Below are 12,958 nucleotides of genomic sequence, written 5' to 3'. Positions count from 1 at the left end.
AGGTGGCGCGGCCCATCTGGCAATAGCGCTGTCCGAGATCGGGACAGATCAGGCTGGCACGCCGTACAAATCGTGCTCGTCGGCGTCTTCGATCAGCACAGGCGTGATATCGCCGACCGTCAAGTGACCGGCGTCGCGCAGGAATACCTCGCCATCGATCTCGGGCGCGTCGGCCTGGCTGCGCCCGGTGGCGCCGCCGTCTTCGTCCACGGCGTCGATGATCACCGGCAAGGTGCGGCCGATTTTGGCCTGGAGCTTGGCCGCGCTGATCGCCGCGGTTTTCTCCATGATCCGGGCGTAGCGCTCTTCCTTGACCTCTTCGGGGACATGGTTTGGCAAGGCATTCGCCGCCGCGCCCTCGACTGGTTCGAACCGGAACGCGCCGACGCGGTCGAGCTGCGCCTCGTCGAGCCAGTCGAGCAGATAGTCGAAATCCTCCTCGGTCTCGCCGGGGAAGCCCACGACGAAGGTCGAGCGGATCGCGATGTCGGGCGCGATGGTGCGCCACGACTTGATGCGCTCGAGCACCTTTGCCTCATTGGCAGGGCGGCGCATCAGCTTGAGCACGTTGCGGCTGGCGTGCTGGAACGGAATGTCGAGATAGGGAAGCACCAGTCCCTCGGCCATCAGCGGGATGACCTGATCGACATGGGGGTAGGGATAGACATAGTGCAGCCGCACCCAGGGCGCGATCTTGCCGAGTTCACGTGCCAGGTCGGTCATGTGCGCGCGGACTTCCTGGCCATGCCACATGCGCGGATGGTGCTTGATGTCGACCCCGTATGCCGACGTGTCCTGGCTGATGACCAGCAGCTCTTTCGTGCCAGCCTCGACCAGCTTCTCCGCCTCGCGCAGGATCGCGTCGGGGCGGCGGCTGACTAGGTCGCCGCGCAAGCTCGGGATGATGCAGAACGAGCAGCGATGGTTGCAGCCCTCCGAAATCTTCAGATAGCTGTAATGACGCGGGGTCAGCTTGAGCCCGCTTTCGGGCACCAGGTTGAGAAAGGCGTTGGGCGGCATCGGCGCCGCATCGTGCACCGCGCCGACGACCTGCTCATATTCGTGCGCGCCGGTGATCGCCAGCACGGAGGGGAAGCGGTCGCGGATGACCTCGGCTTCCTTGCCCATGCAGCCGGTGACGATGACGCGGCCATTCTCGGCGATCGCCTCGCCAATCGCCTCGAGGCTCTCCTCCTTGGCGGAATCGAGGAAGCCGCAGGTATTGACCAGCACGACGTCGGCGCCGGCATAATCGGGCGACAGCTGATAGCCGTCCGACCGCAGCTTGGTCAGGATGCGCTCGCTGTCGACCAGGTTCTTGGGACAGCCCAAGGACACCATACCCACGCGGGGCGGTTCGGGAAGTTTGGTTGCCATGATTGCGCGCGCACATAAGCGTTTTGGTGCCGCTTGAACAGGGCAGGGCCGTACGCCTATCTTTCACCGTCATGCACTATTGAGGGAGAGGGGGCGATTTGCCCGATTATTGGCTACGGCCGCATCCCGACTTCAAGAGCGCGGCGCTGACCGCGATCAACGTCGCGATCGCCCGTGACGGTGCCCGCCTGTCATTGCGCTATTCGGTCGAAGGCGCGCTCGACCGTGTGCTTTGGCCCGAACCGATGGCGTCCGCGCGGACCGATGAATTGTGGAAACACACCTGTTTCGAAGCATTCGTCCAACCGGCGGGGGAGGCAGCCTATACTGAGCTCAACCTTTCCCCGTCGGGACGCTGGGCGACCTATCAGTTCAACGGGCACCGCATGGGCATGCGCAACGCTGCGGAGGTTCCCAGTCTGTCGTGGCAATCGCCGGTGCTCACCGCCAGGATCGAACTGGGCGAGATCGCCGACGCCGACTGGCGGCTCGGGCTGACGGTCGTGGTCGAGGCGGTCGACGGGTCGAAAAGCTTCTGGGCGCTCGAACACCCCGCCGGACCGCCCGATTTCCACAACGCGGATTGCTTTGTCGCGCGGCTCCCGGCACCTGATCGCGCATGAAATTCGGTATCGACCGGCTCCTGAGCGAGCCAGACCTGCGGAAACCGCTCGAGGGCAAGCGTGTCGCGTTGCTCGCGCACCCCGCCTCGGTCACCGCGGACCTGACGCATTCGATCGACGCACTGGTTGCGACGGGGCTCAATGTCTCCGCGGTGTTCGGCCCGCAGCATGGCGTGCGCGGCGACCTGCAGGACAATATGATGGAGTCGCCCGACTTCACCGATCCGACCTACGGCATGCCGGTGTTCAGCCTGTATGGCGAAGTCCGGAGGCCGACCGGTCAGTCGATGGGCACGTTCGATACGATCCTGATCGATCTTCAGGACGTCGGCTGCCGCATCTACACTTTCGTCACGACCCTGCTCTACGTGCTCGAAGCGGCGGCAGAGCACGGCAAATCGGTGTGGGTGCTCGATCGACCCAATCCGGCGGGCCGCCCGGTCGAGGGACTCACCCTTCGTCCCGGTTGGGAAAGCTTTGTCGGCGCGGGACCGATGCCGATGCGGCACGGCATGACGCTGGGCGAGATGGGCCATTGGTTCATCGATCATTACAAGCTCGACGTCGACTATCGCGTGATCGCGATGGAGGGCTGGCAGCCCGATGCGGCGCCTGGCTTCGGCTGGCCGCCCGAACGCCCCTGGATCAATCCCAGCCCTAATGCCGCCAACGTCAATATGGCGCGCGCTTATGCCGGGACGGTGATGCTCGAAGGCACGAATTTGAGCGAAGGGCGAGGGACGACGCGACCGCTCGAATTGTTCGGCGCGCCCGATATCGACGCGCGCGCGGTCATCGCCGAAATGCGCCGGATCGCGCCGCAATGGCTGACCGGCTGCACGCTCCGCGATCTCTGGTTCCAGCCGACTTTCCACAAACATGTCGGGCGCTTGTGCAACGGCGTGTTCATCCATGCCGAGGGTGCCGCCTATGACCATGAGGCGTTTCGCCCGTGGCGGCTTCAAGCGCTGGCGTTCAAGGCGATCCGCGCGCTCTACGGCGATTACGATCTGTGGCGCGATTTCGCGTATGAATATGTCTTCGACAAACTGGCGATCGACGTCATCAACGGCGGCCCGGATCTGCGAGAATGGGTCGATGATGGGGCGGCTCTGCCGGGCGATCTCGATTCGCTGACCGTTCCCGATGAGGCGGTTTGGGCCGAGGTCCGGCGGCCGTATCTGCTCTATTGACCGCTGGATTGGTCGAAAACGACGCGAAAACCGCATTCTATCGCGAGTCGCTCCCCTTTGATCCCAAAACGGGTGCATCGAGTCATCAGCATGACATGGTCTGTGGATAACCGAATCGCGGGGATCGGGGTCGCACCTATGGAATCAGATATTCGTTTTTACGCGCGCCGGGTTGCACAGGAGCGCATCGCCGCGAAGAACGCCGTGACCGCGGAAGCGCGCGCACGACGGCTTGAGCTCGCCGAGAAGTTCCAGGAAAAACTCACGCAGCTCGAAGCGTGCTGAAGCTCGAATTCTTCTAGGGTTCGACCCTCACCTTTTGCGCGTCAGTTCACGCATCGCATCGTCCAACCCCGCGAGCGTCAGCGGGTACATGCGATCGTTCATCAGCTCGCGCACGATCTTGATCGATTGCGAATAGCCCCATTGCTCTTCCTTGATCGGGTTGAGCCACACCGCCGCTGGGTAGGTGTTGGTCAGACGGTGCATCCACACCGCGCCGGATTCCTCGTTGAAATGCTCGACCGAGCCGCCGGGATGGGTAATCTCGTACGGGCTCATCGACCCGTCGCCGACGATCACCAATTTGTAATCGTGACCGAATTTGTGGAGCACATCCCACATTGGCGTGCGCTCGGTGAAGCGGCGGCGATTGTCCTTCCACACACCCTCATACGGGCAGTTGTGAAAGTAGAAGAACTCCATGTTCTTGAACTCTGACGTCGCCGCCGAGAACAATTCCTCGCAAAGCTTGACCCAAGGGTCCATCGACCCGCCAACGTCGAGAAACAGCAGTAATTTGACCGCATTGTGCCGCTCGGGCCGCATATGGATGTCGAGCCAGCCCTGGCGCGCGGTGCCCTCGATCGTCGCATCGAGATCGAGTTCATCAGCCGAGCCCTCGCGTGCGAAGCGGCGCAGGCGGCGGAGCGCGATCTTGATGTTGCGCGTGCCGAGTTCGCGCGTGCTGTCGAGATTCTTGAACTCGCGCTGGTCCCACACCTTGACCGCGCGGCCATGCTTGGACTCGCCGCCGATCCGCACGCCCTCGGGATTATAGCCCGAATTGCCATAGGGACTGGTGCCGCCGGTGCCGATCCACTTGTTGCCGCCCTGGTGGCGCTTTTCCTGTTCTTCCAGACGCTTCTTCAGCGTCTCCATGATCTCGTCCCATGAGCCGAGTGACTTGATCTGCTCCATTTCCTCGGGCGACAGATATTTCTCGGCGATCGCTTTCAGCCAATCGGCGGGAATCTCCGCCGGCTGGGCGCCATAGGTCGTCGCGATGCCCTTGAAGACCTTGGCAAAGACCTGGTCGAAGCGATCGAGCAGGCCTTCATCCTTCACGTAGACCGCGCGGCTCAGATAATAGAAATCCTCAGGCGTGCGATCGATCACGTTCTTGTCGAGCGCCTCGAGCAGGATGAGATGCTCCTTCATGCTCGCGGGAATGCCGGCGGCGCGAAGCTCGTCGAGGAAGTTCAGAAACATGGGTACGCTCTTAACGCACCCAAATGATCAGCGATAGGCGTCGATCAGCGCACCCACATAATCGGGATCGCGGCCGGTCAACTCCGGCGCCGCCTTCACTTTTCCACCGTCGGTCGCGACGGGATAGATGAAACCGTAGAGCGGAAAGCTGGTCGATCCGAGCCCCTCGGCGTCGCGATACCAGACGCGCACTTCACTCCAGTCGTTGTCGGGGCTGACGTCGGTCAGCGTGACGTCCTGTTCGGCATGGCCGCGCTCGCCGTTCATCCGCGACCAATTGGCATGGGTGACCATCGCCACCCGGTTGTCGACCACGCGGCTGATCACCGCGACATGGCCGAGCGGCAAGCGCGCGGTCTTGCGGAAGACGACGACCGCTCCAGCGCGCGGGGTCTGGCCGCGGCGATATCGACCCTCGGCCTGATCCCACCAGGTCCAGGCATCGCCATAGATCTGGATGCCGGATGCCGCTCGTGCGAACGGCACGCACTGCCCGACATAGTCGAGCAATGTTCCGGCGCGCGCTGGGGCGGCTACGCCCGCCAACAGGGCAAGAGCAGCCGCCAGCACGCGGAGATGGGGGGGGTATCTCCTCATGCCCGACCGCCATAGGGAGAGTAGGCTGACCGGATAGTTGGCGGATGGGGTTAATTAGCTGGTGACTGTAAACTCATTTGTCGATCGTCATGATGGATCAGCGAGACCATCACGACCGAGATGATCATCAACAGATACCAGGAGCCGAGTTTGGCGGGGCTCACCATCGCCCAGCCATGGCGCTGATTGGGATATGACCAGGCATGGGCGAAGGTCCCGATATTCTCGGCAAACCAGATGAACAGCGCCACGAGGAAAAAGCCAAGCAGGATCGGCATCCAGCGTTCGTGGCGGAAGGGCGTGAAAAAGAAGCGCGACCGCCAGAACATCAGCACGATAACGGCGAACAGCGGCCAGCGTATGTCGGGCAGCCAATGGTGCGCGAAGAAGTTGACGTAGATCGCGGTAGCGAGCGCGATAAGCTGCCAGCGCGAAGGCCAATGTGTCATGTGGATGCCGAAGATCCGCCAGATGCGCGCGATATAGCTGCCAACCGCGGCGTACATGAAGCCGGAATAAAGCGGTACGAGGCCGATATGGAGCACGCCCCCCACGTCATAATTCCACGACCCGGCGCGCGTTTTGAACTGCTCCATGATCGTGCCGGTGACGTGGAAGGCGAGGATGATTTTCGCCTCCTCCCAATTCTCCAGCCGGAACGCGAGCATGCCGATCTGAATCGCGACTGCTGCGAGTGTCAGGAAGTCGTTGCGGGCGAGCCAGGCATGTTCGGGATATAGAAAATGCGTGCCGAGCAATAACCCGAGCATCAGCGCGCCGAACAGGCACGCCCAGCCTTGCTTGAACCCGAAAAGCAGGAATTCGTAGACCCACGATCGCCACCCGCTAGTCGGTTGCACTGCTTCCAGCCGCGCGCGGACGCGGGCAAAGCGCGTGGCGCCACGCGGCGAGGAGGTGTCGGTCATCGGCACGTCATGCCAGCGTGAGCCGGCATCTCAAGAGGCTTGAGACCCCAGCTTGCGCTGGGGTGAGGCTATTTGATTGGCCACCGCTTGCGTTCGTAGCGAGCCTGTAGGGCCGCCGCCGCCGTCAGCGCGGACCGCCGCCTTGCTGGCGCTTGGCCATGAACGCCAGCCGTTCGAACAGCATCACGTCCTGCTCGTTCTTGAGCAGCGCGCCGTGGAGCGGCGGGATTGCCTTGGTCGGGTCGCGGTTCTGCAGCACTTCGAGCGGCATGTCCTCATGCAGCAACAGCTTCAGCCAATCGAGCAATTCGCTGGTCGACGGCTTCTTCTTGAGACCGGGGACGTCGCGGACGTCGTAAAAGATGTCCATCGCCTTCGACACCAGGATCTTCTGGATGCCGGGGAAGTGCACGTCGACGATCGCCTGCATCGTGTCGCGGTCGGGGAATTTGATATAGTGGAAGAAACAGCGGCGCAGGAACGCGTCGGGCAATTCCTTCTCGTTATTCGAGGTGATGACGACGATCGGCCGTTCGGCCGCGCGCACCGTCTCCTTGGTCTCGTAGACATGGAATTCCATGCGATCGAGTTCCTGGAGCAGGTCGTTGGGGAATTCGATATCGGCCTTGTCGATCTCGTCGATCAGCAGGACGGGCACCTGAGGCATGGTGAATGCCTCCCAAAGCTTCCCCTTGCGGATATAGTTCGAGATGTCGTGGACGCGCTCGTCGCCTAACTGGCCGTCGCGCAGACGGGCGACCGCGTCATATTCGTACAGGCCCTGCTGCGCCTTGGTGGTCGACTTGACGTTCCACTCGATCAGCGGCGCATTGACCGCCTTGGCGATCTCATAGGCCAGGACGGTTTTGCCGGTGCCGGGCTCACCCTTGACCAGCAACGGACGACGAAGCGTCACCGCCGCATTGACCGCGACCTTCAGGTCCTCGGTCGCGACATAGCTTTGGGTGCCCTCGAAGCGAATCATTACTGTCCCCGAATTTTTCGAAACTCGGGTTTGCTTAGAACTGCCCAAAGGGAAAACGCAAGCTCAGCTCCGGTCGCGCGCGCTCTTGCGGGCTTCGGCCAGGTCCCATAGCGCGCGATGCTGCGCGAGCAGCTGTTGCGCGCCAAAGCTCATCGCGCGCTCGACCGGCGCCTCGGCGGCCAGCGTCACGGCAATCGTCTGCGTCTCGGCGTCGATCGGCAGATTGGACGGCAGCGGCGCGAACCCGGCGCGGTCGGCGGCGGCACTCATCAGCGCACGCACCGCATGCCAGTCGAGCACCAGGGCAATCGAGGCGCCCACCGCGCACCCGGCGCGGTCGGACTGAGCCAGCATGTCGAGCGCGTGGCGCTGCGCGTTGACGGCGGCTTCCGATTCGGCCTGGCCGGGCGTGGAGGGGATCGGTCCCGCCGCCGCGGTCAGCCGTGCAAGCCAGGCGCGTTCATCGGCAAATGCTTCGGCCGCGGCTTCGAGCCACGGCTCGGCGGTCTGGCTGGACCGATGCCCGAACGCATGGTCGATCACCCCAGGATGACGTCCGTGCAGCGCGCAGAGCAAGTGGATCGCATCGGCGAGGTCGCGCGTCGCGGCGCCCGGCGCGCACATCGCGCGGATGAACGGGTGGCGTGCGCTGCCATCGGCATCGGCGAGCGCGGCAAGCACGCTCCACCCGCCACCGCGGCGATCAAATGATAGTGTTTCGACTGACATGGTTCCCCAATGCCCAATGTGGCTCCGCGCACTCTGGGGCAAAGGGTTATACCGAACCACGTAAAGACGCGGTTTACGCGCTCTTAAGTATGTCACAACCGCCGCACGAGCGGGGCGCTTCGGCGCAACCCCTGGTCGGCGCGCATTCTTGCCGGTCTCGCCGGTCGCCTGTAGCTACCGCATCGATACGGGGGAGGATGCCATGACGAGATGGTGGGCGGCGCTGATCGCCCTGGCCGGTGCTGTAATCCTGGCGATCGTGGCGACGACACCGCCAGGTCCGGTGTCCGCCGATGCTCCGGCAACGGATTTCTCGGCGGTGCGCGCCATGGCGGACATACGCGTGGTCGGCCGTGCGCCGCATCCGACCGGCAGCGTCCAGGACGCGCGGGTCCGCGCCTATCTGATCGCGCGGCTCAAGGGCCTGGGGCTCGAGGTTGCGACGGCAACGGGAACGATGAGTCCGCAGGCCAAGAAGCGCCTCGACGGCTGGCGCAAGACGATCGAGCCGGCACCGCCGCTCACCAATATCGTGGCGATTCTGCCCGGGCGCGATCGCACGCAACCCGCCGTCCTGCTGATGGCGCATCACGACAGCGTGTGGGGATCGCCGGCCGCAGCCGATGATGGCGCGGGCCTGGCGTCGGTGCTGGAGACGATTCGCGCGATCAAGGCAGGCGGGCAGCCGCGCCGCGACCTGATGGTGCTGCTGACCGATGGCGAGGAACTGGGGCTGGAGGGCGCAAATGCGTTTTTCGCCACCGATCCGCGCCGCGCGCATATCGGTGTGATCGTCAACCTGGAGACCCGCGGCGGCGGCGGCCGGGCGACGATGTTCGAGACCGGCAGCGACAATGGCGCGATGATGGACCTATTCGGCAGAGCCGTACGCCGGCCGGTTTCCACCTCGCTCAGCGTGTTCATCTACAAGAAACTGCCCAATTCGACCGACCTGACGGTGGCCAAGAAACTCGGCTATCCCGGGTTCAACTTCGCGTTCATCGGCCGCGCGGGCCTGTATCATTCGCCGCTGGCGACTCCGGAGGCGCTCGATCAGGGTGCGCTGCAGGACATGGGACGCCAGACGCTCGATTTGACGCGCGCGCTGGCCGACGCGCCGACGCTGCCGGGCAGGGCGGCCGATCGCACGTTCTTCGATGCTTATGGTCTGGCCTTCGTCAGCTATCCAGCGGCGTTGGGCTGGCTGTTCCTGGTGCTCGGCGCGTTGAGCTACGCCGCGGCGACGTGGCGCCGCGCGACGGTTGGTGAGGTCGCGAAAGGAGCGGGCATGCTGCTCGCGCTGATTGTCGTCGCGATGGCGGGACTCTACATCGTCAACGGGATTTCGGGCGGCTGGGGCAAGGTCAATTATTATGACCGGCTTGCGGCAATTCCCCGGCTCCAGATCCAGGCATTGCTCGTCTGCCTCGCCGCCTTCCTGACGATCCGCCGCTGGCTGCCGTCGCGAGTCGGGAGCATCGCCGGCGCGGCGATCCCGTTGCTGGTGCTGGGCGTTGTCATGCAGGTTGCCGCGCCGACCGCGTCCTATCCTTTCGCGATACCGTTGATGCTCGGCGGCGTTGCGCTGGCGATCGATCGTTACGCGGGAAGGAGCGTCGGGATCGCCGCGACGATCGTCGCCGCGATGCTCGGCGTCGGCTATATGCTCGGCTTCGCGTTCTTCCTGCTTCAGGCGGTCGGCCCGGGCATGCCGATGGTCGCCGCGATCCCGCTGGCGATCAGCGCGGTGCTGCTCCTGCCGCTGATGCCCGCATCGCGGCGCGCGCTGATGGTGGCAAGCGCATTGCTTGTCGTGGCGACGGGGATCGCCTTGTGGGTCTTGCTCGATCCTGTGGCGCCAAGCGCTGCGACGTATAACGACACGAAGAAGTAGGCGGGCGAAAAAGGTAGAAGCGTTTTTCGTTCGGCGATCGTCAATCTCTTGCCGTCCAAACGGCGTTGACTTGCAACCGGCGAGGAATAGGCTGGCAATCCGTCGCGGCGAATTCGAAAGCGTGCAGCGGTCGTGGGTTGCGTTTGGAGGGTTGCTCGACCGTGTCTCTGATCCATCGCGCTGGTGTTCTTGGCTTCGCGGCAAGCTGCTTATTTCTCTCCACTGCCGCATCGGCGAAGCTCGGGGGTTCGGTTTCCAGCGTTACCGCTGACCGCGGGCGGATGGCCGTCAGCATGAACTCGGTCGCGATGGGTCGCTACATGCGCCACGACCTGAAGCGCCCGAACGGCGGCTCGGTGCGTGAGTTCACCAACGCTGCCGGCACGGTCTTCGCGGTAACCTGGTCCGGACCGGGCAAGCCCGATCTCAGGACCCTGCTCGGACCCTATTTCTCGACCTTCCAGGCGAACAGCGTCGCAACCGCGCGACAGATGCACTCGCTGCGCCGTCCCCCACAAGTCGCGCAGCGCGACCTTCAGATCCAGGCCGGCGGCCATATGGGCTGGTTCCACGGCGTGGCGTACATCCCTTCGCTGGCGCCCGCCGGATTCTCGATTGACGATCTGGCGGCGCAACCATGAACGTTCGCAAGCACCTCGGCGGGCTGATGATCGCATTGGCGCTCGCCGGGTGTGGCGGCGGCGGTACCGGCTCCTCGGCGCCGATCGCCGCGCCCGCGCCGACGCCAACCCCCGCCCCGACACCAACGCCAACGCCGACCCCCACGCCGACACCGACCCCCACGGCCAACACGGCCACAATCACACTGGATGCGGGGCCGGCCGCGCTCAATACCGGGGCCGGCGCCTATACCGCCTTCAACGAGCCCTATGTGTCGGTCACCCTCTGTGCGCCGGGTTCGACCATCAATTGCCAGACGATCGACCATGTCATTCTCGACACCGGCTCGGTCGGCTTGCGCATCATCAAGCCCGTGCTGAACGCAGGCCTGCTCGCCGCGCTGCCGACCGAGAGCGACGCGTCGAACAATCCGGTCGGCGAATGCTATCAATATGTGAATTCCTATGCGTTCGGATCGGTGCGGACCGCCGACTTCTCGATCGCGGGGGAGAAGGTCGCAAACATGCCGTTCCAGGCGATCGGCGACAGCGGCACCTTCGCTACCGTGCCCTCGAGCTGCTCCTCGGGCGGCGGCACCGCGATTCAGACGGTGCAGGATTTCGGCGCCAACGGGATCATCGGCGTCGGTACGACGACCACCGATTGCGGCAGCTTCTGCACGGTAAATGGCGGTTCCTCGGGTGCGATCTATTACGATTGCCCGAGCACCGGCTGCAGCAGCATCATCGCCCGCGCCGCCAACGCCGCCGCACCCTTCCAGCAATTGCCCAATCCGGTCGCGGCCTTCGCCACCGACAATAACGGAACGATCGTGTCGCTGCCGGCGGTGGCGCAGCCCGGCGTGACGTCGCTGACCGGCACCGTCACGTTCGGCATCGGCACGCAGGCCGATAACAGCCTGAGCGCGGCCAATATACTGCCGGTGACGACGTCGACCAGCCGGCTAGGGCCGGGATCGCTCACCGCGACCTACAATGGCAAGCAGCTGACACAGAGCTTTCTCGATAGCGGCAGCAACGATTATTATTTCATCGATACCAGCCTGAACCCCCGTACCGACGCCAGCCTGATCGCCTTCTATTGCCCGCCAATGGCGACGCCGCTCTCGCCTTTGCTGACGGCGACCAACGGCGTGACGGCCAGTGGGGCGTTCGAGCTGTACAGCCCGTTGAACGTGTCCGGCTCGTCGACCGTCGCACCGGGGCTCGGCGTCAACCCGACGCTCGTCACGCCGCCCTTGCCGTTCGCCAACAGCTTCGATTTCGGGGTGCCGTTCTTCTTCGGACGGACGGTGTTCACTGCGATCGAGGGCCGACCCGCCGGGGGCGTTGGCGGACCGTACGTGGCATTCTGAAAGCGGGCGCGATCGCGACAATGTGGGCTGGTTGCGCATCAGCGATCGATCCATTCGAACCGCAAGATCGGTCGAGCAGGCCATCGCCATGAGCGACTAGCTGGCGCCGCCACGGAGGAAGACGATGAAGGCGGCGCTTCGGAATTATCGGGACCGGATGCAGCGAGTGCTGGATTATATCGACCAGCATCTCGACGATGATCTCGATCTGGAAACGGTAAGCCGCGTCGCGGCTTTCTCGAAATTCCATTTCCACCGGCAGTTCACGGCGACGTTCGAACTGTCCGTGCACCGTTATGTCCAGCTTGCCCGCATGAAGCGAGCGTCGCACCAGCTAGCCCATTGCACCGCCCACAGCGTCACGGACATCGCGATGGACGCCGGTTACGACGCGCCCGATGCTTTTGCCCGGGCCTTTCGGCAGCGGTTCGGGCAATCGCCGTCGTCCTTCCGGAAATCTCCCGACTGGGAACCGTGGCTTGCGGCCTTCGGGCCTCTCGACAATGCGAGGAGCAAGCTCATGCAACATGCATTTACCCATGACGACGTGACGATCCGCGATGTGCCGCCGATGCCGGTGGCGATCATGGAGCATAGGGGCGACCGGGCGACGCTGGGTGATACGATCCAGCGGTTCATCGCCTGGCGCAAGGCCGCTGGCCTGTCGCCCGCGACCAGCCCGACCATCAACGTCTTCCGGTCCGAGCGAACCCCCGCGGTCGCCGCCGATTACAGCATGGACCTGTGTGTCGGAACCGACCAGCCGATCGCGGCGAACGAAGAGGGGATGAAGGCCGGCGTGATCCCCGGGGGACGCTGCGCGGTGTTGCGCGTGGTTGGTGCCAGCAACAATATGGAGCCAGCTGCGCTCTTTCTCTATCGTGACTGGCTACCGGCGAGCGGCGAGGAAGTGCGCGATTTCCCGATTTATTGCCGGCGGTATCTTACCTTCTCCCCGGAGGAGCCGGTCCATGACGCGGTCGCCGAACTGTTCCTGCCGTTGAAATAGTGCGGTCGGCTGCGGGCTTGGTGGTAGCGTCAATAGAAGCCCTCTCCCGTTTACGGGAGAGGGTTGGGTGAGGGTCTTCTTTCTTCTTCCGAGCAAGGAAAGCCGAAGAAGAAAGAAGACCCTCACCCTCCCGCCGCT

General features: G+C 63.9%; 13 protein-coding genes. 7 read left to right on the top strand and 6 right to left on the bottom strand.

What is annotated here, in order from left to right; translation table 11 throughout:
• Nucleotides 1-48: 48 nt before the first annotated feature.
• Nucleotides 49-1,377 (bottom strand): 30S ribosomal protein S12 methylthiotransferase RimO, encoded by a 1,329-nt coding sequence (rimO, locus tag SMA01S_RS16520; RefSeq protein ID WP_066824836.1) that lies wholly within the window; start codon nucleotides 1,375-1,377, stop codon nucleotides 49-51.
• 98 nt (nucleotides 1,378-1,475) lie between these two features.
• On the opposite strand from rimO, the gene SMA01S_RS16515 reads away from it, so the two are divergent.
• The 3 genes from SMA01S_RS16515 to SMA01S_RS24640 all read left to right on the top strand — a co-directional run bounded on the left by SMA01S_RS16515 (nucleotide 1,476) and on the right by SMA01S_RS24640 (nucleotide 3,478).
• Nucleotides 1,476-2,000, top strand: coding sequence for a DOMON-like domain-containing protein (locus tag SMA01S_RS16515; protein WP_066824833.1), 525 nt, complete (start codon nucleotides 1,476-1,478; stop codon nucleotides 1,998-2,000).
• Nucleotides 1,997-3,193, top strand: a complete 1,197-nt coding sequence (locus SMA01S_RS16510; RefSeq protein WP_066824830.1) for an exo-beta-N-acetylmuramidase NamZ family protein — start codon at nucleotides 1,997-1,999, stop codon at nucleotides 3,191-3,193. The genes SMA01S_RS16515 and SMA01S_RS16510 overlap by 4 nt, the downstream gene beginning before the upstream one ends.
• A 72-nt stretch (nucleotides 3,194-3,265) precedes the next feature.
• Nucleotides 3,266-3,478: a hypothetical protein gene (locus tag SMA01S_RS24640; protein WP_218016915.1), complete on the top strand. Its 213-nt coding sequence runs from the start codon at nucleotides 3,266-3,268 to the stop codon at nucleotides 3,476-3,478.
• A gap of 27 nt (nucleotides 3,479-3,505) precedes the next feature.
• Here the strand turns inward: SMA01S_RS24640 and SMA01S_RS16505 are convergent, their stop codons facing one another.
• The 5 genes from SMA01S_RS16505 to SMA01S_RS16485 form a co-directional block, all read right to left on the bottom strand.
• Complete coding sequence (locus SMA01S_RS16505) at nucleotides 3,506-4,684, bottom strand: vWA domain-containing protein (protein WP_066824826.1); 1,179 nt, start codon at nucleotides 4,682-4,684, stop codon at nucleotides 3,506-3,508.
• Nucleotides 4,685-4,711: 27 nt separating this feature from the next.
• Nucleotides 4,712-5,281 carry a CHAP domain-containing protein gene (locus SMA01S_RS16500; protein WP_066824824.1) on the bottom strand — a complete coding sequence of 190 codons (570 nt, stop codon included), beginning with the start codon at nucleotides 5,279-5,281 and terminating at the stop codon, nucleotides 4,712-4,714.
• Between the two features lie 50 nt (nucleotides 5,282-5,331).
• Nucleotides 5,332-6,207, bottom strand: coding sequence for a DUF817 domain-containing protein (locus tag SMA01S_RS16495; protein WP_066824822.1), 876 nt, complete (start codon nucleotides 6,205-6,207; stop codon nucleotides 5,332-5,334).
• A gap of 124 nt (nucleotides 6,208-6,331) precedes the next feature.
• Nucleotides 6,332-7,189 (bottom strand): AAA family ATPase, encoded by an 858-nt coding sequence (locus SMA01S_RS16490; RefSeq protein WP_066824975.1) that lies wholly within the window; start codon nucleotides 7,187-7,189, stop codon nucleotides 6,332-6,334.
• 66 nt (nucleotides 7,190-7,255) lie between these two features.
• On the bottom strand, nucleotides 7,256-7,921 hold the full coding sequence (locus tag SMA01S_RS16485) for a DUF6975 family protein (RefSeq protein ID WP_066824819.1): 666 nt from the start codon (nucleotides 7,919-7,921) through the stop codon (nucleotides 7,256-7,258).
• A gap of 202 nt (nucleotides 7,922-8,123) precedes the next feature.
• Between SMA01S_RS16485 and SMA01S_RS16480 the strand changes: the two genes are divergently transcribed.
• The 4 genes from SMA01S_RS16480 to SMA01S_RS16465 all read left to right on the top strand — a co-directional run bounded on the left by SMA01S_RS16480 (nucleotide 8,124) and on the right by SMA01S_RS16465 (nucleotide 12,820).
• Complete coding sequence (locus tag SMA01S_RS16480) at nucleotides 8,124-9,815, top strand: M28 family peptidase (RefSeq protein ID WP_066824817.1); 1,692 nt, start codon at nucleotides 8,124-8,126, stop codon at nucleotides 9,813-9,815.
• Between the two features lie 161 nt (nucleotides 9,816-9,976).
• On the top strand, nucleotides 9,977-10,456 hold the full coding sequence (locus SMA01S_RS24260; protein WP_169804257.1) for a DUF2844 domain-containing protein: 480 nt from the start codon (nucleotides 9,977-9,979) through the stop codon (nucleotides 10,454-10,456).
• On the top strand, nucleotides 10,453-11,811 hold the full coding sequence (locus SMA01S_RS16470; protein ID WP_066824811.1) for a DUF3443 family protein: 1,359 nt from the start codon (nucleotides 10,453-10,455) through the stop codon (nucleotides 11,809-11,811). The genes SMA01S_RS24260 and SMA01S_RS16470 overlap by 4 nt, the downstream gene beginning before the upstream one ends.
• Nucleotides 11,812-11,968: 157 nt before the next feature.
• Nucleotides 11,969-12,820, top strand: coding sequence for an AraC family transcriptional regulator (locus SMA01S_RS16465; RefSeq protein ID WP_245649311.1), 852 nt, complete (start codon nucleotides 11,969-11,971; stop codon nucleotides 12,818-12,820).
• Nucleotides 12,821-12,958: the final 138 nt, after the last annotated feature.

Origin of the sequence: Sphingomonas mali NBRC 15500 (assembly GCF_001598415.1) — a bacterium.
GTDB classification, from domain to species: Bacteria; Pseudomonadota; Alphaproteobacteria; order Sphingomonadales; family Sphingomonadaceae; genus Sphingomonas; species Sphingomonas mali.
The sequence above is the reverse complement of the archived record's forward strand: the minus strand, read 5'-3'. Positions and strand labels throughout refer to the sequence as shown.

What these genes read in the sequence shown, in the direction of transcription:
- rimO (WP_066824836.1), bottom strand. Translation starts at nt 1,377, where the DNA reads ATGGCAACCAAACTTCCCGAACCGCCCCGCGTGGGTATGGTGTCCTTG.
- SMA01S_RS16505 (WP_066824826.1), bottom strand. Translation starts at nt 4,684, where the DNA reads ATGTTTCTGAACTTCCTCGACGAGCTTCGCGCCGCCGGCATTCCCGCG.
- SMA01S_RS16510 (WP_066824830.1), top strand. Translation starts at nt 1,997, where the DNA reads ATGAAATTCGGTATCGACCGGCTCCTGAGCGAGCCAGACCTGCGGAAA.
- SMA01S_RS16495 (WP_066824822.1), bottom strand. Translation starts at nt 6,207, where the DNA reads ATGACCGACACCTCCTCGCCGCGTGGCGCCACGCGCTTTGCCCGCGTC.
- SMA01S_RS16465 (WP_245649311.1), top strand. Translation starts at nt 11,969, where the DNA reads ATGCAGCGAGTGCTGGATTATATCGACCAGCATCTCGACGATGATCTC.
- SMA01S_RS16485 (WP_066824819.1), bottom strand. Translation starts at nt 7,921, where the DNA reads ATGTCAGTCGAAACACTATCATTTGATCGCCGCGGTGGCGGGTGGAGC.
- SMA01S_RS16470 (WP_066824811.1), top strand. Translation starts at nt 10,453, where the DNA reads ATGAACGTTCGCAAGCACCTCGGCGGGCTGATGATCGCATTGGCGCTC.
- SMA01S_RS16480 (WP_066824817.1), top strand. Translation starts at nt 8,124, where the DNA reads ATGACGAGATGGTGGGCGGCGCTGATCGCCCTGGCCGGTGCTGTAATC.
- SMA01S_RS16500 (WP_066824824.1), bottom strand. Translation starts at nt 5,281, where the DNA reads ATGAGGAGATACCCCCCCCATCTCCGCGTGCTGGCGGCTGCTCTTGCC.